Consider the following 21,292-nt stretch of genomic DNA (forward strand, 5'->3'; position numbering starts at 1 on the left):
GGGATTACAGTTAGTCAGCCTTACTTCGCCACAGAGGACGAACCATCAGCATGCCAGCGGAAAACACCGAATTCGAATCCCTTCAGATCGCCTTTTTCATCCCAGTTCAGCGGCCCAATTACGGTGTCGGCACCGTGTGATTTCAGGTAATTTGCCAGCGCCAGCGGTTCGTCACTGCCCGCATGAGCCAGTGCATTAGCCAGTGACTGCACAGCAGCATAGGTGATCCAAACATAGGGGCCAGACGGGTCTTTTTTCTCAGCTTTCAGCGCCGTCACAATGGCCTGGTTTGCCGGATCCTGGTCGTAGCGTTTTGGCATAGTTACCAACATGCCTTCAGCCGCTTTACCAGCAATATTAGACAATGAGGCATTACCCACACCTTCCGGGCCCATAAACTGTGTTTTCAGCCCGGTCGCCCTTGCCTGGCGCAGGATCTGCCCCATCTCCGGGTAGTAACCACCGTAGTAAACAAAGTCGATATTTTCTTTCTGCAGGCGGGCCACCAGGGTGGAGAAATCTTTCTCACCAGCAGTAATACCGTCAAAGAACACCACATTGGCCCCGGCTTTTTTCAGGCCATCGCGCACTGAAGTTGCCAGACCTTCACCGTACTGCTGTTTATCGTGGATAACCGCAATACGTGTGGGTTTCACCTTATCGACAATATATTTCACCGCAGTTGGTGCCTGGGAAGAATCCAGCCCGGCAGTACGCATGATAGTCTGGTAGCCACGCATGGTGAGTTCCGGGTTTGTTGCCCCGGGGGTTATCATCAGAATGCCTTCATCTTCATAAATATCAGATGCCGGTTGAGTGGAAGAAGAACAGAGGTGACCAATGACATACTTGATGCCTTCGTTAACCACTTTGTTTGCCACAGCAACAGCTTGTTTCGGGTCGCAAGCATCGTCGTATTCCACCGCAACCAGTTTGTCGCCGTTAATACCACCTTTTGCATTAATATCTTTAACCGCCTGGCGGGCACCATTGAATTCCATATCGCCCCATTGCGCTACCGGCCCGGACATGGCACCAATTACCGCAATTTTTATCTCTTTCGCCAGCGCCGCGTGAGACATCGCCAGCGCAACTATGCCAGCGAGCAGTGTCTTCGCGTTGATTTTCATCCTTTGTAATCCCCATTCGTGATGTTGTGTGTGAATATTTTGTTTTGTTATGGTTAAAAACAGACCTGTCTTTTTTATAAACAATGCTATTTTTACCTGTCCCTGTAATGAGTTAGCGGCATTTTTTCCAAAAAAGCCACCAAATACTCTATATTTCAGGTGATTAACCGGAGATTTTATTCTGTATTAATACTGAGATAAACAAAAAAAACCATACACTACAGCACAAAATATTGACATAAAAAGTTACTAAAACACAAAAAATGTAGATAAATAAACTGGATTATTTTTATCCATACGGTTTAAAAACCACTCGATATGATTTAAATAAACTAATCAACTAAACGCATTCTGCTTTGATGTTGAGCGCAGGCCAGTAAAATAGCGTTACATACTCACTGTTTCATTCCAGGAAATGCAGCTTATGAAACTCACTATCATTCGTCTTGAGACGTTTAGTGAACAGGATAAAATCGATCTTGCGAAAATTTGGCCTGAATACTCAGAAGCCTCTCTGAATGTTGATGAGAACAACCGGATCTATGCCGCTCGTTTTAATGAGCGCCTGCTTGGCGCGACACGGGTAACACTCAGCGGGGCACAGGGAACAATGGATTCGTTTCGGGTCAGAGATGTCACCCGTCGCCGCGGTGTCGGGAAATATATGCTCGAAGAAGTGCTGGGTGCGCTGCCGGAAGTTTCAGACTGGTGGGTAACGGATGTTGGTGTGGAAAACTACGCAACAATGAATGCGTTCATGCAGGCGCAGGGTTTTACCGAACGCGAAGGTGGCTGGCATATCCCCGAATAAGAACGGGCAGGTGCATGGCCTGCCCCTGCCCGCAAGGCCCTCATAAAGAGGGCGCTTTTACTGATAACCGTTATTTGGCGTCAGTTGCTGTACCGTTGGCATGCCAGGTAAACACGCCGAATTCAAAGCCTTTCAGGTCGCCTTTCTGGTCCCAGGACAATGGCCCCATAACCGTGTTTGCACCATGAGCTTTCAGGTAATCGGCCATAGCTTCGGTATCGTCACCACCGGTATTTTCCAGTGCGGTAGCCAGTGACTGAACAGCAGCATAAGTGGTCCATACAAACGCACCACTTGGATCCTGTTTTTTAGCTTTGATAGCGTCAACAATCGGTTTGTTTGCCGGCAACTGGTCGTAGTTTTTAGGTTTGGTAACCAGCATGCCTTCAGCCGCTTTACCGGCGATATTAGACAAAGAAACGTTCGCCACGCCTTCCGGGCCCATAAACTGAATCTTCAACCCAGCAGCCTGAGACTGGCGCAGGATCTGCCCCATTTCCGGGTGATAACCACCGTAGTAAACGAAATCGATATTTTCTTTCTTCAGGCGGGCAACCAGTGTGGAGAAATCTTTCTCACCGGCGGTGATACCGTCAAAGAACACCACATTAGCCCCGGCTTTTTTCAGGCCATCACGCACTGAAGTTGCCAGGCCTTCGCCGTACTGCTGTTTGTCGTGAATCACGGCAATACGCTGTGGTTTAACGTGATCCAGAATATATTTCACGGCAGTTGGGCCCTGGTCAGAATCCAGGCCGGTGGTACGCAGAGTCAGTTTGTAACCACGCGCAGTGAGTTCTGGTGCGGTTGCAGCAGGCGTAATCATCAGCACACCTTCATCTTCATAGATATCAGATGCAGGCTGAGTGGAAGAAGAACACAGGTGACCAATCACATATTTGATGCCATCGTTAACCACTTTGTTTGCTACGGCTACGGCTTGTTTCGGGTCACAGGCATCGTCGTATTCTACGGCAACCAGTTTGTCGCCTTTAATCCCGCCTTTTGCGTTAATATCCGCAATAGCCTGGCGCGCCCCAGTAAATTCCTGATCACCGTACTGCGCTACCGGCCCGGACATGGCGCCCACAACAGCGACTTTAATATCCTTAGCCACTGCTACGCCGCTCATCGCCAGAGCAATGCACCCTGCCAGTAACGCTTTACCCTTCATATTCATCCTGAGTTTCCCCATTCTTGTTGTGATTGCAGTTTGTTGTATTTGGCACTTTTTTGTAACGGCCAACTAAAGTGTGCCTGTTACACCATTTGTTTTATTGTCGGTAAAGCTGCCCGTGCCCATGCAGCATACTCTGCCTGAACATACCTTATTTTGATGGATTTGGAATAACATTTTTCAACAGACTGCAACACTTTTGTGATGCAAAAAGCCCACTTGCCAGCACTACACGGCAAGTGGGAGAGCGGAAAATCACCATCCGGCGGGTAAATAACCTAATGCAGAAGCGATAGCGTAGAGAGCGCTCAGTATGTACATCAGGACAATCACACCTTTGAGTACCGGGTGTGTAATCACATCAGCACATTGCCAGGCAGGGGTGATATCCCCTTTTTTCCGGGCACCTTTGAGGATAAGAATCGGCATAATCGACAAAATAACGCCACTGAATACTCCGGCAAAATAAAGTGCATTCACAAAAGACACCATGCCGCTGTAAGCCAGAATAAACGGCGGAACAACCACCAGCAGCATGACGCCAAGACGGCGAAGCGGCTGGGTGTCACTGCCAAGTGAAAATTTATCGAAAATATTGGTCAGAAAGCTACCACCCAGCCCCCAGTACGAAGTCAGCATGGCGCATAACGCAAAGATATTGGCCGAGAAGAAAGCCCATTCACCCAACGCTCTACCCCAGGAAATGGTGGCAACATCGCTGATAGCATCAAGGCCATTTAGTGAGATAACCGAAAGCGGGACCACTGTTAATAAAACGAATGTCAGCCCCATTCCCACCATAATGGCTTTGGGCAACTGAGCGGGTTTATCACTGAATCCGCGGGCCATTTCCGGCACGATATATTGCGCAGAAAAACAGAATGCAATGACGTTAAATACCGGCACCATATAGCGCCAGTTGCCATCCAACAGAAAACGCGTTTGTGTGGTGTCTTTCAGGAACGTTGCCACCACCAGCACCGTTATCATCACGACCATACCGACACTGATAAACTTTTCACCACGGCCAATCGCCTTCAGCCCCAGCCAGAGCACACCTGCAGCGGGTAAGAAGAAACACAGGCTGCCCAGTGCTGGCGAAATCCCTAACAGGGAGTGCAAGAGTTTACCACTGCCGGTCATATACGCAGTTAACGCACCAACGCTGTTGACACACACGGAGAGGAACATCAGCCACGAGCCAACACCGCCGACATAGCGTCTTGCCAAGCCGCTTAACTGGAGATGTGCACGGGTACGTAACGTAGATTCAGCAACATAGAGCATAGTAATCGTGGTCAACACTCCCACAATCACCAGCCAGAACAAGAGAGAAAGGAAACCCGCTTTGCTGGATGCATAAGCGATAGACAAGACGCCTGCGCCGATGTTTGTCCCAACAATCATGGCAACGCCTTCGAGGAAACTTAAGGGTTTGGAGGGTGCAGAAACCCGCTCTCGAGCCGCCCAGGCCCGGGAGAGAGAGGTATTCTCAGACATAATTCTTCCTTAAATAACCGGTGGCATCCCCCACCGGTCCAGGTTGTTTTAACGGTGATTAACAGCTCACATCGATACACAGGTACTTAAGCTCCAGATATTCCTCGATTCCGTAGCGCGATCCTTCGCGTCCGAGCCCAGATTGTTTGACGCCGCCAAAAGGCGCGACTTCATTAGAGATAAGACCGGTATTCACGCCGACCATGCCGTATTCCAGTGCTTCAGATACACGCCACTGCCGAGAGGCATCAAGGGTGAAAAAGTAGGCAGCAAGGCCGAAAATAGTGTCGTTCGCCATCTGCACCACTTCCGCTTCACTGGTAAACCGAAAGACTGGCGCAACCGGGCCGAACGTTTCTTCAGTGGCAAACCGCATGGTTTTGTTTACATCGCGCACCACAGTCGGTTCAAAAAAAGTGCCACCCAGTGCGTGCGGTTTACCGCCAGTCACAACTTGTGCGCCTTTACTCACCGCATCGGCAATGTGTTGCTGTACTTTGTCGATAGCCTGGCTATCAATCAGCGGCCCCTGAGTGGTTCCGGGTTTGGTGCCTTCGCCCACACTCAGCTTTTCAACTTCCTGTACCAGCTTGTCCATGACCTGGTCATAGACCCCGTCCTGCACATAAACACGGTTAGCGCATACACAGGTTTGCCCGCTGTTGCGGAATTTAGACGCCATAATCCCAGCCACGGCGCTATCAATATTTGCATCATCAAACACGATGATGGGTGCATTACCACCCAGTTCCAGCGACAATTTTTTAATGGTAGGTGCGCACTGGGCCATAAGAATACGGCCCACTTCCGTGGAACCCGTAAAGCTCAGTTTGCGTACTACCGGGCTGTCGCACAGCACTTTGCCCACCTGGGCCGCATCGCCCGTGACGATTTGCAACACGCCCGCCGGAATACCGGCATCCTGCGCCAGTTTGCCCAGCGCCAGTGCGGTAAGCGGTGTTTGCTCTGCGGGTTTGACAATCATGCTGCAACCCGCTGCCAGTGCAGGGGCTGCCTTGCGGGTAATCATTGCCGCCGGGAAGTTCCACGGAGTAATCGCCGCACACACACCAACGGGCTGCTTGATAACCACCAGGCGCTGGCTGGCCTGAGGAGCCTGCAATACACTGCCATCTATCCGTTTGGCTTCTTCAGCAAACCAGGTGATGAACGATGCCGCATAAGCCACCTCGCCACGGGATTCCGCCAGAGGCTTGCCCTGCTCTGCTGTCATTAACTGCGCCAGGTCTTCCTGGGCGTCAAGAATAGCGGCAGCCCAAGCCTGCATATAACCGGCACGTTGTTTGGCAGTCAGCGCTTTCCACTCAGCCTGTGCCTGTTGAGAAGCCGTAATTGCCAGCTCTGTTTCAGCAGCACTCAGTTGGGGAACATGCGCTATCACTTCGCCCGTTGCCGGGTTGGTAACAGCCTCTGTTTTCCCGTCCTGCGCGTCGCACCACTGACCATTGACCAGCGCCTGCTGGCACAGTAAGCCAGGATTATTCAGTTTCATTGCGCCGCAGCCTCCTGCTCCAGAGCACGGCTCAGAATATCCAGCGCTTTGCTGAATTGCGCTTCCGGAATTGTTAACGGGTAGAGGAAACGGATTACGTTGCCGTACACGCCACAGCTAAGCAGCAGCAAGCCTTCTTTCATTGCGCGCTGCATTACGCCACGAGTGAAATCAGCAGACGGTTTACCTGTTTTGGGATCCAAAAATTCCACGGCGACCATTGAGCCCTGAGCACGGATTTCAGCAATCTGCGGGCAGGTTGCGCGGGCTTTGGTCAGCACTTCCACCAGGTGTTGGCCCAGTTGGTTGGCACGCTGGCACAGCTGTTCTTCATCAATCACGTCCAGCACTGCGTGAGCGGCTGCAACAGACAGCGGGTTACCGGCATATGTACCGCCCAGCCCACCCGGCCCTGGTGCATCCATCACTTCCGCACGCCCGGCAACACCAGACAGCGGGAAACCACCCGCCAGGCTTTTCGCCATAGTCATCAGGTCAGGTTTTACACTGTGGTGTTCCATGGAGAACAGCTTGCCGGTACGAGCAAAACCAGACTGCACTTCATCGGCAATCAGTAAAATGCCATGCTCATCGCACAGTGCGCGTAACGCCTGCATAAACTCAGCCGGAGCCGGGATAAAACCACCTTCGCCCTGAACGGGTTCCAGCAGAATGGCTGCCACCTGGGTTGGCTCGATGTCGGATTTGAACAGGCGCTCAATGCTGTCCATTGCATCCTGAACACTCACACCATGCAGTGCATTCGGGTATTGCGCATGGAATACAGAACCTGGGAACGGGCCAAAACCAATTTTGTAGGGAGCCACTTTGCCAGTCAGCGCCATGGTCATGAAAGTACGGCCATGGAACCCACCACAAAAGGTAATAATGCCTGGGCGGCGTGTGTAAGCGCGGGCAATTTTTACGGCGTTTTCTACCGCTTCTGCCCCGGTAGAGAAGAAAGTGGTTTTTGCTGGTTTCTCTACAGGTACCCGCTCGTTAATACGTTCGGCCAGGGAAACATAGCTTTCATAAGGCACCACCTGGTATGCCGTATGGGTAAATGACTGGAGCTGGCGTTCTACCGCAGCAATCACTTTTGGATGGCGGTGGCCAGTGTTAAGCACCGCGATACCGGCAGAGAAATCAATATATTCATTGCCTTCAACATCCCACAGCGTGGCGTTTTCAGCTTTCTCGGCATAAAAACCACACATAACACCCACACCACGCGGTGTGGCATCCTGACGACGTTTATCTAATTGCTGATTTTTCACCCTGAATTCTCCTGTCACTGAGGCTGGCAGCCTTTCACGTATGTGCAACAAAACTTATACAGTGACGTTTATTTACACAGGGTATGGCCCTATAATCTAGTACCAGTTAAGAAAAATTGAGGGATCCAATTGCGCTCGCTAATTGGGGATTTACTGCAACTACGTTTGGCAGAACAGCCAGAAGATAAGCTGCACAAGCAGTTATACAACGCAATACGCCTGACTATTCTTGATGGCAGCCTGGCACCAATGAGCCGTTTGCCCCCTTCCAGGGATTTGGCTCAGCAATTGGGCCTTTCTCGTAACACTGTACTAACAGTTTATGATCAATTGCTTGCAGAGGGATATATTGTTTCTCGCCAGGGGAGCGGTACTTATATCGCACAAACTCTGCCAGATTCATTTTTTACCGCTACAGAAACACTAAACTCAGAAGAAGACTCTGATCTCTCCCAGGCTTTTTCATTACGTGGTCAGACCTTACTGAACCACAGTAGTGCAAGCCCACAGCAGTGGGGAGCATTTATTCCTGGTGTACCGGATGTGACTGCCTTTCCCCATGCGTTATTCAGTAAAATTCAGGCCCGGCTTAGCCGTCGGCCAAATGCTCAACAACTGACTTACAGTTGCCAGGGTGGCAGCCCGGACCTGCAACTCGCTCTGGTAGATTATTTACGTGTCGCACGCTCTGTGCACTGTACCCCGGACCAGATTCTGATTACTGAAGGAATACATCAGGCTTTCGATTTAATCAGCCGCATGCTGTGCAACCCAGGAGACAACGCCTGGGTTGAAGAGCCTGCTTACTGGGGGATTCGCAATATTTTGCGTATGAATGATGTCCGAATTACACCAATAAATGTCGACCAGTACGGCATGAATCCCCCGGAAGCCCCACTCGCGGGAAGACCACCACGCCTGATTTTCGTCACGCCATCCCACCAGTATCCTTTAGGGTCAGTAATGAGCCTGGAGCGCCGCCAGCGTTTACTGGCCCTGGCGCGCTATAGCGGCAGCTGGATTGTGGAAGATGATTACGACAGTGAGTTTCGCTTTTCAGGGCAGCCAATTCCCGCCCTTCAGGGCCTGGTCCGTGATCCGCCCGTTATTTACATTGGGACATTCAGTAAAACACTCTACCCGGCCTTACGGCTTGGCTATGTGGTGCTTCCTAAAGCCATTGCCAGTGAATTAAAAACTGCACATGGGGAGTTGTACCGCGGGGGCCATTTGCTGGCCCAGAACGCGCTGGCACAATTTATTACCCAAGGGCATTACACGGCGCATATTCGCCGGATGCGCTTACTGTACGCACGCAGGCGAGCTTTCCTGGCGGGGCTGATTACCCGCTATTTAGGGGAGCAGGCGCTGGGTGATTTCAACAACAATGCCGGGTTGCACCTGATTTTAAATCTGCCTTTAACAGCCGATGACGTGGCGATTGCACAGGCTGCCAGCGCACGAGGTATTTTGGTGCGCCCACTTTCCCGTTACTACTTTGGCACCCGGGTACACAAAGGGCTGTTGATGGGGTTCGCCTGCGTGCCCGAAGAAGATATGGAGCGTGCTTTTTTGAAATTACTGCCCTGCATACAGCAAGGCTGCCCGGAACTGGCTTTACCTTCCAGGGCTGAATAACAGGCATAAAAAACCCCGTCAGCCTGGTGGCAAACGGGGTATTCGTGTTCTGTGCAATCAGGCTTCGATAGCCGCTCGCAGTTTTTTCATGGCGTTTTTTTCAAGCTGGCGCACACGCTCAGCAGAGACACCATAATGATCTGCCAGTTCCTGCAGCGTGCTCTTGTTGTCTTCATCGAGCCAACGTGCACGAATAATCTGCTGGCTACGTTCATCCAGGCCTTCCAGCGCCAGAGTGAGTTTGTCAGCAGCATGAGACTCCCAGTTATCATCTTCAATGCCATCGGCAAAGTTAGACGATTTATCCTGCAGGTACAGGACCGGAGCCATTGGCTGGCTGTCATGGGAATCGTCATCGGTTGGCATATCGAAAGTCATATCCTGCGCTGCCATCCTGGATTCCATTTCACGCACATCTTTGCTGGTAACACCCAGTTCGCGGGCAACCATTTCAACTTCATCCTGGTTAAACCAGCCTAAACGCTGTTTGGTTTTTCGCAGGTTAAAGAACAACTTACGTTGCGCTTTGGTTGTTGCCACTTTCACGATACGCCAGTTACGCAGCACATATTCATGGATCTCAGCTTTGATCCAGTGAACTGCAAACGATACCAGGCGCACGCCGACATCAGGGTTGAAACGGCGCACAGCTTTCATCAAGCCGATATTACCTTCCTGAATGAGGTCCGCCTGTGGCAGGCCATAACCGGAGTAGTTACGCGCAATATGAACAACAAAGCGCAGGTGCGACAGAATCAGCTTTTTAGCTGCTTCCAGATCACCCTGGTAATGCAGCCGTTCAGCCAGCTCCCGCTCTTCATCTGCCGATAACATCGGCCAGGTATTGGCAGCCCGGATATAGGACTCCAGATTGCCTACCGGGGCTAAAGCTAAATTTTGCATTTCTTTGGTCATTCAAATCCTCACATCACCTGTCGCCTGGTATTCAGCATACCCCCATCAGGCAGTCATGCTTTTACCAAAGCGTGTTGAGTAACGAGACTATCATTCACACCTTAGCTATGACAACAAAGTTATCCACAAGTTCACATATGATTTGTGAATATTTTACACACAAAGTGTGACACAGGTATGAACATCCAGAAAAGTGACGCCGGGTTATTCATTACGTCTCTCTCCCAGCTGCGATTTCTCGCAGGCAATGGGAGAGTATAACAGAAATTTTTTAATCGGGAGTAAAGTGGCGTAAATGCTGAACCGTTGCCAGCCAGGCTGCCGCCCACCCAATCATTGCCGCCACCAGTAACAGTAGCAGGGCTTCATCGAAGGAAAACCCGCTGATACTGAATGTCGTGCCAAATACTTTTGCCACATCTCCGGCCGCAGATGCAAGACGCAATACTAATACTTCAGACAATATCAACGATAAAAATGCGCCACTGAAGCCCAGCAAAGCACCGCCATACAAAAACGGTCGCAGAATAAAGCCATCAGTTGCACCAATCAATTTTTGTACATTGATAGTATCTCTACGAGCAAAGATACTCAGGCGTACGCTATTACCAATGACCAGGAATACTGCCGCAACCATTAGAATACCAATCATGGCCGAGACATTACCCACCAGTTGAGTAATCGCCACCAGGCGTGTAAACCACCCATCGTCCATGCGCACTTCATCTATACCATGGATACGGGAAATACGGTCTTTAAGCGTGGTCAGCGATTGCGTATTCTGAAAATCAATTTTGGGCACCACCACAGCAACTGCTGGCAATGGGTTTTCTTCCAGCATATCCAGCGCGCCACCAAAACCAGACCAGTTACGGAACTCGCCCAGCGCTTCGTCACGCGTCAGATAATTGACCTTATCCACGCCAGGCTCCGCCTGGATTTGCCCTACGACTTGCTGTGCTGCGTTATCGTCCAGTGTTTTCTCGAAATAGACGGTGATTTGCGGCGAAGGGTAATACTGGTTCGCCGCTTCACTGACATTTTTGTAAACGATGTAGCAAACGCTGGGCAGCGTCAGTGAAATAGCAATCACCATTACAGTAAGAAATGTGGCAAAAGGTGTACTGCGCAGATCAGCAAGCGCCCCCTGCCAGGCGTAACGCACCTGTTCATTAAATACATTACGGCTACCGGGCTTTCCGCGCTGGTTGCCCCCTTTATGGCGGGCTTTCACATTCCGGGAAGCCGGTGTGGAACCTTTGGTCGCACGGTCCTTAAAATCCTGCAATTTGTTGCCGAAGCGGCGTATACGCTTCAGTGCATCATTTTTATTCACCCGCAACGCCTCCATGCAAATGCCCGTCGCTGAGCGTCAGCACCCGATAAGAGCGGCTGTCAATCAACGCCGTATCATGGGTTGCCATTAATACTGTTACCCCAACACGGTTAAATTCTTCGAACAGGCGCAAAATGCCTTCTGACAATGCATTATCCAGGTTACCGGTCGGTTCGTCCGCCAGCAATACAGCAGGCTTATTCACCACCGCCCGGGCAATGCCCACACGCTGCTGTTCACCACCGGATAACTGGATAGGAAAACTTTTCGCTTTGTCCAGCAGGCCAACTTTATCCAGCGCTGCACTGACCCGGCGACGAATATCTTCCACCCCGGCACCAGCAATAATCAGCGGGATAGCGACGTTGTCAAACACAGTGCGATCCATCAGCAAGTGGTGATCCTGGAAGATCATGCCAATCTGGCGGCGAAGAAAAGGGATCTCCCGGTTCTTCAGCCTGCTGATCTCATGCCCGCTAAACCAGATTTTCCCCGCACTTGGCCGCTCAATGCCGCAAATCAGCTTGAGCAATGTACTTTTACCCGCGCCAGAGTGACCGGTCAGAAACGCCATCTCGCCCGGTTGCATATGGAGCGACACTCCCTGCAACGCCTGCCTCCCTCCGAGATAAGCTTTGCTGACATGTTCAAAGCGAATCATCTTTAATCCTCTCGGGCAAATAATGCCTCAATAAAATCGTCCGCTTTAAACGGACGCAAGTCCTCAATACGTTCACCCACCCCAATATAGCGAATTGGAATGCTGTACTGGTCAGCAACCGAGAAGATAACTCCCCCTTTCGCAGTACCATCCAACTTCGTGAGCGTGATACCGCTCAGACCAACTGCTTCATGGAATAGCTTCGTCTGGCTGACTGCATTTTGCCCGGTACTGGCATCAATTGTCAGCATCACTTCATGAGGGGCATTTTCATCGAGCTTTTTCATCACCCGAACAATCTTTTTCAGTTCTTCCATCAGGTGCGCTTTATTCTGCAAGCGACCTGCAGTGTCGGCTATCAGCACATCGACATTACGGGCCTTCGCTGCCTGAATGGCATCAAAAATCACCGATGCAGAATCCGCGCCCGTGTGCTGCGCAATCACCGGAATATCATTACGCTGGCCCCAGACCTGTAACTGCTCAACGGCCGCTGCACGGAAGGTATCCCCGGCCGCCAACATCACTGATTTGCCCTGCTGCTGGAACTGGCGAGCCAGTTTACCAATAGTGGTGGTCTTGCCTACGCCATTCACCCCAACCATCAGGATGACAAACGGTGTTTTCCCTTCGATATCCAGCGGCTGGTCTACTTTTACCAGAATTTCCGCCATCTCTTCTTTCAGCAACCCATACAAAGCTTCGGCATCGCGCAGTTGCTTACGGGAAGCCCCTTCCGTGAGATTGGTGATAATTTTACGGGTAGTTTCTACCCCAACATCGGCTATCAGCAGTTGTTCTTCCAGTTCCTCGAACAAATCATCATCGATTTTTTTGCCGCGGAACAAGGAGATAAATCCGGAACCCAGGTTCTGTCGCGTTTTAACCAGGCTGCGTTTCAGCCGGGCAAAGAAACCTTCTTTGGTAGGTTTCTCCTGCTCAACGGGTTCAGATGCCGCTTCAGTATCAGCATCAACATCGCCTGCTTCTGCTTCTGCTTCTGCTTCTGCTTCTGCTTCTGCTTCTGCTTCTGCTTCTGCTTCTGCTTCTGCTTCTGCTTCTGCTTCTGCTTCTGCTTCTGCTTCTGCAGGAGGCTGCTCGCTTTCCGGGGCCTGTTCAATCCCGGCTGTCTCAGCAATAACAGCACTGCCGGTGTTTTCTACTAACTCCGTGGTTGCTACTGGCGCAACGGGCTCAATACTTGCATCAGCCACATCATTTTGAGCAACACTTTCTTCATCGGCAGCCACCCCGTATTCACTGTCTTTGGCATTATCTTCAACTGGCGTCGCCTCAGTTGGCGTATGCTCATCTTCAACTGATGCAGCCGTTTCAGGCTCTGCTTCTACCGCACTTTCACTGGCCTGTAACGCAGCCGCGGCAGCATCTTCCTGGCGTGTTGCATCCTGTTCAGCAACATCCTGTTTTTGTTCTTCTTCCGCAGCCTTCTGGCCAAAGCCCAGCCAGGAAAACAAGCCACGTTTTTTTTCTTTTGCCATCGGCGACTACACTCCTCGCTGCTGATTCATGGCGATGCCCCGCATGCCATCAGCAGGGACCAAAAATGGAAATAATTGAATGAGACAGTCTATCACTTTCCCGCCGAGTGAGCACTCCGGCAGATGCTTTCCAGAAAGCTGCCTGCAAAATGCGGCAAGTTAATGACGTGCACGGAATGGATGGAGGTTTCCCCATTGCACACTCGCCGTTAGAATAGCCGCAACATCCTTAAGCTCAGTGCGATTTATGAAGAAAAAACAAACTAACAGTGCCGGCCAGATACGCATTATTGGCGGGCAATGGCGGGGGCGGAAACTCCCGGTGCCAGACAGCCCAGGGCTGCGCCCCACAACTGACCGGGTCCGGGAAACAGTATTCAACTGGCTGGCACCTTATCTCGTTGATGCGCACTGCCTGGATTGTTTTGCCGGAAGTGGCGCTCTGGGTCTGGAAGCTTTATCCCGTTATGCGGCCAGCGCGACATTGCTTGAGCTGGAACGCAGTGTCGCGGCACAGTTGCAAAAAAACCTGGCAACGCTCAATGCCAGCAAGGGTAAAGTGCTGGCGACCAACACCCTGGCTCACCTTGCACAACCCGGTTCACCGCACAATATCGTGTTTGTGGATCCGCCCTTTCGTAAAGGGCTACTGGAAGACACAGTGCAATTACTGGAACGCAATAACTGGTTGGCGCCAGATGCAGTAATTTATATTGAAAGTGAATCAGAACATGGGTTACCCGCTGTGCCGGGCAACTGGGAGTTACACCGCGAAAAAACGGCCGGGCAAGTGGCCTATCGCCTATACTTGCGCAAGACGCAAGGAGAACAGAATGCTGATTAATCTGGGCCGTCTGCTTATGCTCGGCGTGTGGGGGTTTATGGTATTGAACTTGATCCACCCCTTTCCTAAGCCACTCAACTACTTTATGAATGTGGCGATGGTTTTCACGTTTTTTATGCATGGCCTGCAAGTCACTTTGTTGAAAGCAAGCCAGGGTAAAGACTCCCCCAAAATCGGCACATTGCAGCAAACACGTATTTTTTTGTTTGGCGTATTCGAATTAATGGCCTGGCAAAAAAAACAACAGAAAAAACCATGATGTTTTGGTTCAGGGTGTTGGCGTAAATTCCAGAAATCGGGTTCCCTGGTAATGTAACGTTCCCCGATCACCAACAGACACGGCGTGGTATTGCTGCGCCGTTACCCGAAAACGCATTTCCACCCCACCTTGCGGTGCTTTAAACCCCATCTCATAGCGAATTGAATCTGCAGGCGAAGAGACTTGTTGCTCACGTGAACGCCGCTTTGCCACCGGCACTTCCCGCTTACTGGAGACTGCCATCGTTTTAAAACTGACTGGCGCTCTGTCATTTGCTGCATCCTGGCGGCGCTGCTGCATGTAACGTAACGAGGCAAGAACCACGATTACCGCAATAACCACAACGAAAAAAAATGGCGGTTTACTCATACCTTTCCCCAATGATACAACGAGTTTCAGACTACTCTGTGCAAAGTGGTGTTGTCAGCCAGCCACTTTGCCGCTCAGACTTTAACAAGGAAAGGTCGCACAGGTATATGCGCCAGCCCTTTTTTTAGTTCATCAATCCAAACAGGGAGAGTGACTATGCTTTGGTCATTTATTGCAGTGTGTTTTTCTGGTTGGCTTTATGTTGATGCGTCCTACCGTGGCCCTGGGTGGCAACGCTGGCTGTTTAAACCGGTCACGTTGTTACTGCTGTTACTGCTGGCCTGGCAGGCTCCTATGTTTAATTTAATGAGCTACCTGGTACTCGCCGGAGTGGTAGCATCCATGGCAGGAGATGCCTTACTACTGCTGCCTACTCAGCGCTTTATTTATGCCCTGGGTGCGTTCTTCCTGTCGCACCTGCTTTATACCGTCTGGTTCGCCAGCCAGATGAGCTTTGGCTTCTGGTGGCCAGTACCGGTAGTGCTGGCGGTTTTGGGTGCCTTGTTACTGGCGATTGTCTGGAGCAAATTAGGAGAACTGCGCTGGCCGGTCAGCGCATTTGTTGGGATGACTCTGGTCATGGTGTGGCTGGCGGCAGAACTCTACTTTGCCCGTCCTGTAGATACCCGCTTTTCGGCCTTTATCGGCACTGCGCTGTTATTAATCAGCCATAGCATCTGGTTATTCAGCCACTTCCGGCGGCGATTTACTGCTGACCGGGCAATAACGGCCGCATTCTATTTTGCCGGGCACTTCCTGATTGTTCGCTCGCTCTATCTGTAAAAACAACAGCGGGAAAGGGTTACACATACGTATTTCCCTTTCCCGTCAGCAAGAGCGAACACATCTTTTTGCTTGACTCTGGAGTGGGCTCCAGAGATTAACATCAATACAGGCCCTGTTTTATACCGGAGACTGTATGCGTATATCACCCCCCACTACACCCCAACGCCAGGTTCCGTCACTGAGTACGGCCCGGCTTAAACCCATTGCGCCATCTGCCGAACCCGCGGCCAAAACAAGCTGTTGCCAGGGAGAAACGGCGTGTTGTACAGCAACGCCACGTGCTGAGCACAATTCCAACAACGTGCAAGCAGGCAACCAGCGTTTTCAATGGCGAGTGGAGGGAATGGACTGTGCGGCTTGCGCCAGAAAAGTAGAAACCGCAGTACGCCAGTTAAGTGCGGCCAAACAGGTGCAGGTTGTGTTTTCCAGTGAAAAACTGGTTGTGGATGCCGATAGCGACATTCGCAAACAGGTTGAGCACGCAGTAAAGAATGCAGGTTATCGCCTGCACAGTAATACTCGCCAGGTAGTGGCCGCGCACACATGGCGTGATTATCTGCCACTGTTGGTCTTAACCACCATGATGCTCTGTAGTTGGGCAATTCGTGCATTCTCACCCGAAGCCGGGCAAGTTGCGTTTGTCTTTACCACACTGGTTGGCCTGTGGCCAATTGCCCGCCAGGCACTGAAATCCATAAAAACCGGCAGCCCATTTAGTATTGAAACGCTGATGACTGTTGCGGCACTTGGGGCGCTATTTATTGGCGCTACCGCCGAAGCAGCTATGGTTCTGCTGCTGTTTATATTGGGTGAACACCTGGAAAGCTATGCTGCACAACGTGCCCGTAGCGGTGTCAGTGCGTTGATGGCATTAAAACCCGATACTGCTACGCGCATGCAGGACGGGCAGCGTGAAACCGTTCCGGCAGATACTTTACGCCCCGGCGATATTATTGAAATCGCCGCAGGCGGGCGGCTTCCTGCCGACGGCACATTAAATGATGACATCGCCAGCTTCGATGAAAGTGCGCTCACTGGCGAATCTGTTCCTGTCGTTCACCGGCAACATGATGTCGTGCCAGCGGGTAGTACCAGCGTTGAAAGTCGGGTCACTCTCACCGTGGTCTCTCGCCCAGGAGAAAATGCCATCGACCGTATCCTCAACCTGATTGAACAGGCAGAGAGCCGTAAAGCACCGGTTGAACGCTTTATTGACCGTTTCAGCCAGATTTACACACCTCTGGTTATCCTGCTGGCACTGCTGACAACATTACTTCCACCGTTGCTGTTTGCAGCACCCTGGCAGGAATGGATTTATAAAGGGCTGACTCTGCTCTTAATTGGTTGCCCCTGTGCGCTGGTTATTTCCACCCCGGCCGCTATTACCTCAGCACTGGCAGCTGGCGCACGTTTTGGTGCTCTGATTAAAGGCGGGGCAGCACTGGAGCAACTGGGTTCAATCCGCCATATCGCTTTTGATAAAACCGGGACATTAACTCTGGGTAAACCATCTGTTGTTCACACTGAAACCTGTGCTGCAATCAGCGAAGATGCGTTATTAAGAGTGGCCGCGGCGGTTGAACAGGAGGCAACACACCCACTGGCTCAAGCGATTGTTGCTGCCGCTCAACAAAAACAATTGGTACTTCCCGAAGCCCAGAATCAGCGAGTGGTTCCGGGTAAAGGGATTCAGGCACAGATTAACGGGGAAGATTATTTCCTGTGCGCACCCGATGCCGCTCCCGAAGATGTACTCACACCGCAACAAAGCACAGCCATTACCGCTCAGGAATCCGCTGGAAGAACATTGATTCTGGTGGTGGCACTCAGCACCCAGCAATTACTGGGGTATTTTGCCCTGCAGGATACATTGCGCCCGGATGCTCGTGATGCCATTGCCAGGCTTCAGGCTATGGGGATCCGTGGCACAATGTTAACCGGTGATAACCCACGGGCGGCAGCCGCTATTGCTCAGGAAACCGGGCTTGAATTTCAGGCTGGTTTACTACCTGCAGATAAAGTGGCGGCCGTAGCGCGTTTGCGTGAACAAGGCCCAATCGCCATGGTAGGAGATGGTATCAATGACGCTCCGGCAATGAAGGCCGCAACGACAGGTATTGCCATGGGTAATGGCACCGATGTCGCACTGGAAGCCGCAGATGCAGCCATAACGCACAGCAAACTGGGCACTTTACCCGACATGATTCGCCTGGCACGCGCTGCACACAACAATATCCGCCAGAACATCACCCTCGCCCTTGGCCTGAAGGGTATCTTTCTGGTCACCAGTTTATTGGGAATAACTGGGTTATGGCTGGCAGTACTGGCAGACTCCGGCGCCACGGCGCTGGTGACATTAAATGCCTTGCGCCTGTTGCGCCAACGCGCCCGGTAGCAGAATCAGTGTTGTTTACGCAGCAGGTAGCGGTAGGGCAAGGCCTCAGTGCTCTGAGCAACCAGCTCATGCTCCATAAACCGGCAAAAACCGGGGATGTCACGAGTGGTTGCCGGGTCATCGGCCAGGATCAGCAGTGTTTCACCGGTTTGCATGCTGCGCACCATTTTTCGCACCATCATCACCGGTTCCGGGCAACGCAGCCCCTGCGCATCAAGCATATGGTCAGGGCTGGAAAACAGATTTGACATAGTTTTCTCTAAAAAGTCATAAAACCTGGCGGATGATAATCCTGTGAATATCACCTGGCTATCATCGGTTTTTAAAAGAAACTGAATGGAAAAGAAAATCACTGTTCTGATTTTCAGTTTATTACGGCCGTACATTACAGCAAAACCGCGCAGGACTTTGCCTGTAAGTTAAACCGCTCTAGTTTACGCAGGCCGAGCAACAGCGCAAGCCGCGTGAACGATTGCGTTAAAATTAACCATTGCAAAACTTGTTCAACTGCGTATTATGCGGCGGTTTTCATTGCTATGGTGCATGTTGCGTCAGGCAAACCAGTGACTGGGTTCCCTCACCCCAGCAAACAAAAAGGTGACATTGATGATTCGTTTTACCGCAATCCAGCGCATGCATGCGCTTTTTTGGCTTTCGTTGTTCCACCTGCTGGTGATTACCTCCAGCAACTACCTGGTACAACTCCCGGTTTCCGTGTTTGGTTTTCACACCACCTGGGGTGCCTTCACATTCCCGTTTATTTTCCTGGCAACTGACCTGACTGTGCGTATTTTTGGCGCGCCACTGGCCCGCCGGATAATTTTTGCCGTAATGGTTCCCTCATTGTTGGTTTCCTATGTTATTTCCTCGCTATTTGCCGATGGCACCTGGCAAGGGTTTAGCGCGCTGGGGCATTTCAATCTGTTCGTTGCCCGTATTGCAGCCGCCAGTTTTATGGCTTACGCACTGGGGCAAATTCTGGACGTTCACGTCTTTAACCGCCTGCGCCAGAGCCATTACTGGTGGCTGGCACCCACGGCATCCACCTTTTTAGGCAACATCAGCGATACCCTGGCGTTTTTCTTTATTGCGTTCTGGCACAGCCCGGATCCGTTTATGGCACAACACTGGGTGGAAATCGCACTGGTAGACTACAGCTTTAAAGTTCTTATCAGCATGGTCTTCTTCCTGCCCGCCTACGGTGTACTGCTCAATGTGGTGTTGAAAAAGCTGGCAGACAAATCTGATTTAACGGCGTTGCAAGTCCATTAAGGGACGCGCTTTTTTCTTGTGGTAAAATGGCCGGATAGCCGTTATGGCTGTTTAACTGAAAGGAAGATGTCAATGCGCAACCTGGTAAAATATGTCGGTATCGGCCTGCTGGTCTGTGGGCTGGCAGCTTGTGACAATAAAGACAGCAATACGCCAACAGCGAGTAATGCTGACCAGAGTCAAAAAGCTCAGAGCAACACGGTCTCGTTACTCGAAGGCAAGCTGAACTTCACCTTACCGGCGGATATGAGCGACCAGAGCGGGAAACTGGGCACGCAGGCAAATAACCTGCATGTGTACTCAGATCCAACCGGCCAGTCCGCAGTGATTGTTATTGTGGGCGATAAGAGTGTGGATGCACTGGACGTACTGGGCAAGCGCCTGGAAGATGAACAACGTGACCGCGACCCGCAACTGCAGGTAGTTTCTAATAAATCTGTTGAGTTACACGGGCACACCTTCCAGCAACTCGACAGCATTATCTCAGCCAAAGGCCACACCGCCTGGTCTTCTGTTCTGCTGGGCAACGTAGACAATAAACTGGTCACCATGCAGGTAACTCTGCCAGCGAACGATCAGCAGCAATCGCAGGTTGTCGCGAATAATATTATCGGCAGTGTTGAAGTGAAATAACGCATTATGCCTGGCCGGCCTGTAATGCAGGCCGGTTTTTCATCCACCATGTTAGTAATAACCCAATTCCCGCCAGCCCAGCAGCACCAAAATAGATAGCCGGAACACCCACCCATGCCATCACTAACCCGGCAAGTGGCCCGGTAATACCCAGCGACATATCCATAAATACGGTATAGGTTGCCAGTGCACTGCCCTGGTTTTGTTGCGGCACGGCTTTAACAGCCACCACACCCAAAGAGGGGAAGACCAACGAAAAACCGGCACCCGCCAGTAACGCGCCCATGTTTGCCACCCATGGAGACATTGAGAACCCCACCAGCACCAGGCCAACAATCTCCATGCTCAGGCAGCACATTGCCACAAACACACCACCCCGGCGGTTAATGGCATTAGGAAATAACAGACGTGTCCCGACAAATGCGCCACTGAACAACGTCAGAGCGAAAGCAGCATCGGGCCACCCTTTAGCCTGGAAAAACAGTGTAATAAAGGTGGCGATAACCCCAAAACCAGCTGAACCCAGCGCCAGCACCAGGCCATACACCCATACTTTGCCCAATACAGCACGAAACGGCAGTGGCTTGCCTTTACTGGCTTTCACATGAGGGCGGGGAAGCGCCAGCAGAATTGCCAGTAATGCCACACCCATAATAACCAGCGCCAACAGGAACAATCCCCCCAGGTGGTAAATCCATACACCAAGTGGGGCCCCCAAGGCCATGGCACCGTAAGTGGCAATACCATTCCACGAAATCACTTTTCCTATTTGCGCCGAACCAACCACTCCCACGCCCCACAACGTTGACCCTGTACCAGCAAAACTTTGCCCCAGGCCGAGAATAACCCGCCCCAGGCACAATACCGCAAGGCTCACAACAGGCAGGTATTCAAGACTGGCGGCCAAAAGGTAGCAGCCGCCACTAAGCAGGCAACCGCATAACCCAAGAATCACCACGCGTTTGGGCCCAAAGCGGTCAGCCGAACGGCCAGAATACGGGCGGCTTAATAAGGTCGCAAAATATTGCAGACTGATAACCAGGCCTGCCCAGAATGCACTGAACCCCATAATGTCATGGACGTAGCCCGGCAACACAGCCAGAGGCAGGCCAATCGTAAGGTAGCTGGCAAAGTTGAACATAACGATGGAGCCGATGCGCAAATTCAGGCGCGCACCACTGAGCGGGGCTTCTGAAACAGGGGCTGACATGGGAGGTTACCAGAAATAATAAGTTACCAAATAATTCACTATACCCTGAAAATGTGCGGGTTTCTTC

Annotated in this window: 20 protein-coding genes; 8 read left to right on the top strand and 12 right to left on the bottom strand. The window is 51.4% G+C overall.

The genetic code is table 11. The features are described from left to right. Positions 1-20: 20 nt before the first annotated feature. The gene (gene livK, locus LC084_RS17545; RefSeq protein WP_226572456.1) at positions 21-1,130 is read right to left on the bottom strand and encodes a high-affinity branched-chain amino acid ABC transporter substrate-binding protein LivK; all 1,110 of its coding nucleotides are present in this window, start codon (positions 1,128-1,130) and stop codon (positions 21-23) included. A 424-nt stretch (positions 1,131-1,554) separates the two neighbouring features. Between livK and panM the strand changes: the two genes are divergently transcribed. After that, entirely contained in the window at positions 1,555-1,941 is a 387-nt protein-coding gene (gene panM / locus LC084_RS17550) for an aspartate 1-decarboxylase autocleavage activator PanM (RefSeq protein ID WP_226572457.1), read from the top strand. Between the two features lie 70 nt (positions 1,942-2,011). Here panM and LC084_RS17555 read toward each other — a convergent pair whose 3' ends face one another. The 4 genes from LC084_RS17555 to LC084_RS17570 all read right to left on the bottom strand — a co-directional run bounded on the left by LC084_RS17555 (position 2,012) and on the right by LC084_RS17570 (position 7,408). Beyond that, positions 2,012-3,121 (bottom strand): branched-chain amino acid ABC transporter substrate-binding protein, encoded by a 1,110-nt coding sequence (locus tag LC084_RS17555; protein WP_226572458.1) that lies wholly within the window; start codon positions 3,119-3,121, stop codon positions 2,012-2,014. Between the two features lie 252 nt (positions 3,122-3,373). Further along, complete coding sequence (locus tag LC084_RS17560; RefSeq protein WP_226572459.1) at positions 3,374-4,618, bottom strand: aromatic amino acid transport family protein; 1,245 nt, start codon at positions 4,616-4,618, stop codon at positions 3,374-3,376. A gap of 58 nt (positions 4,619-4,676) precedes the next feature. Continuing rightward, the gene (locus tag LC084_RS17565; protein ID WP_226572460.1) at positions 4,677-6,131 is read right to left on the bottom strand and encodes an NAD-dependent succinate-semialdehyde dehydrogenase; all 1,455 of its coding nucleotides are present in this window, start codon (positions 6,129-6,131) and stop codon (positions 4,677-4,679) included. Continuing rightward, positions 6,128-7,408 carry a 4-aminobutyrate--2-oxoglutarate transaminase gene (locus LC084_RS17570; protein ID WP_110027840.1) on the bottom strand — a complete coding sequence of 427 codons (1,281 nt, stop codon included), beginning with the start codon at positions 7,406-7,408 and terminating at the stop codon, positions 6,128-6,130. Before LC084_RS17570 ends, LC084_RS17565 begins: the two co-directional genes overlap by 4 nt. 129 nt (positions 7,409-7,537) lie before the next feature. Here LC084_RS17570 and pdxR point away from each other — a divergent pair, with 129 nt between their 5' ends. Further along, positions 7,538-9,046, top strand: a complete 1,509-nt coding sequence (gene pdxR, locus LC084_RS17575) for a MocR-like pyridoxine biosynthesis transcription factor PdxR (RefSeq protein ID WP_226572461.1) — start codon at positions 7,538-7,540, stop codon at positions 9,044-9,046. Positions 9,047-9,103: 57 nt separating this feature from the next. Here the strand turns inward: pdxR and rpoH are convergent, their stop codons facing one another. From rpoH to ftsY, 4 genes are all read right to left on the bottom strand, one after another. Then, positions 9,104-9,961 (bottom strand): RNA polymerase sigma factor RpoH, encoded by an 858-nt coding sequence (rpoH, locus tag LC084_RS17580; protein WP_226572462.1) that lies wholly within the window; start codon positions 9,959-9,961, stop codon positions 9,104-9,106. Positions 9,962-10,232: 271 nt separating this feature from the next. Beyond that, positions 10,233-11,297, bottom strand: a complete 1,065-nt coding sequence (ftsX, locus tag LC084_RS17585) for a permease-like cell division protein FtsX (protein ID WP_226572463.1) — start codon at positions 11,295-11,297, stop codon at positions 10,233-10,235. Beyond that, entirely contained in the window at positions 11,290-11,958 is a 669-nt protein-coding gene (gene ftsE / locus LC084_RS17590; protein WP_226572464.1) for a cell division ATP-binding protein FtsE, read from the bottom strand. Before ftsE ends, ftsX begins: the two co-directional genes overlap by 8 nt. A 2-nt stretch (positions 11,959-11,960) precedes the next feature. Then, the gene (gene ftsY, locus LC084_RS17595) at positions 11,961-13,457 is read right to left on the bottom strand and encodes a signal recognition particle-docking protein FtsY (RefSeq protein ID WP_226572465.1); all 1,497 of its coding nucleotides are present in this window, start codon (positions 13,455-13,457) and stop codon (positions 11,961-11,963) included. A gap of 247 nt (positions 13,458-13,704) precedes the next feature. On the opposite strand from ftsY, the gene rsmD reads away from it, so the two are divergent. Together rsmD and LC084_RS17605 are read left to right on the top strand one after the other, a co-directional pair. Beyond that, a complete protein-coding gene (rsmD, locus tag LC084_RS17600) occupies positions 13,705-14,301 on the top strand; it encodes a 16S rRNA (guanine(966)-N(2))-methyltransferase (RefSeq protein WP_226572466.1) in 597 nt (198 codons plus the stop codon). Continuing rightward, the gene (locus LC084_RS17605) at positions 14,291-14,560 is read left to right on the top strand and encodes a DUF1145 family protein (protein WP_226572467.1); all 270 of its coding nucleotides are present in this window, start codon (positions 14,291-14,293) and stop codon (positions 14,558-14,560) included. Before rsmD ends, LC084_RS17605 begins: the two co-directional genes overlap by 11 nt. Before the next feature lie 9 nt (positions 14,561-14,569). Here the strand turns inward: LC084_RS17605 and LC084_RS17610 are convergent, their stop codons facing one another. Then, positions 14,570-14,929 (bottom strand): DUF2500 domain-containing protein, encoded by a 360-nt coding sequence (locus LC084_RS17610; RefSeq protein ID WP_226572468.1) that lies wholly within the window; start codon positions 14,927-14,929, stop codon positions 14,570-14,572. 156 nt (positions 14,930-15,085) lie between these two features. Here LC084_RS17610 and LC084_RS17615 point away from each other — a divergent pair, with 156 nt between their 5' ends. Beyond that, positions 15,086-15,712: a lysoplasmalogenase gene (locus tag LC084_RS17615; RefSeq protein ID WP_226572469.1), complete on the top strand. Its 627-nt coding sequence runs from the start codon at positions 15,086-15,088 to the stop codon at positions 15,710-15,712. Between the two features lie 142 nt (positions 15,713-15,854). After that, entirely contained in the window at positions 15,855-18,110 is a 2,256-nt protein-coding gene (locus tag LC084_RS17620) for a zinc/cadmium/mercury/lead-transporting ATPase (protein ID WP_404808688.1), read from the top strand. A 5-nt stretch (positions 18,111-18,115) separates the two neighbouring features. Here the strand turns inward: LC084_RS17620 and tusA are convergent, their stop codons facing one another. Next, positions 18,116-18,361 (bottom strand): sulfurtransferase TusA, encoded by a 246-nt coding sequence (gene tusA, locus LC084_RS17625; RefSeq protein WP_226572473.1) that lies wholly within the window; start codon positions 18,359-18,361, stop codon positions 18,116-18,118. 355 nt (positions 18,362-18,716) lie between these two features. Between tusA and LC084_RS17630 the strand changes: the two genes are divergently transcribed. Then, complete coding sequence (locus tag LC084_RS17630; RefSeq protein ID WP_226572475.1) at positions 18,717-19,382, top strand: 7-cyano-7-deazaguanine/7-aminomethyl-7-deazaguanine transporter; 666 nt, start codon at positions 18,717-18,719, stop codon at positions 19,380-19,382. 72 nt (positions 19,383-19,454) lie between these two features. After that, positions 19,455-20,015 carry a DcrB family lipoprotein gene (locus tag LC084_RS17635; protein WP_226572477.1) on the top strand — a complete coding sequence of 187 codons (561 nt, stop codon included), beginning with the start codon at positions 19,455-19,457 and terminating at the stop codon, positions 20,013-20,015. 4 nt (positions 20,016-20,019) lie between these two features. Here LC084_RS17635 and LC084_RS17640 read toward each other — a convergent pair whose 3' ends face one another. Beyond that, positions 20,020-21,225, bottom strand: a complete 1,206-nt coding sequence (locus LC084_RS17640) for an MFS transporter (protein WP_226572479.1) — start codon at positions 21,223-21,225, stop codon at positions 20,020-20,022. Positions 21,226-21,292: the final 67 nt, after the last annotated feature.

This window comes from Mangrovibacter yixingensis, from assembly GCF_020523985.1.
Lineage (GTDB): Bacteria > Pseudomonadota > Gammaproteobacteria > Enterobacterales > Enterobacteriaceae > Mangrovibacter > Mangrovibacter yixingensis.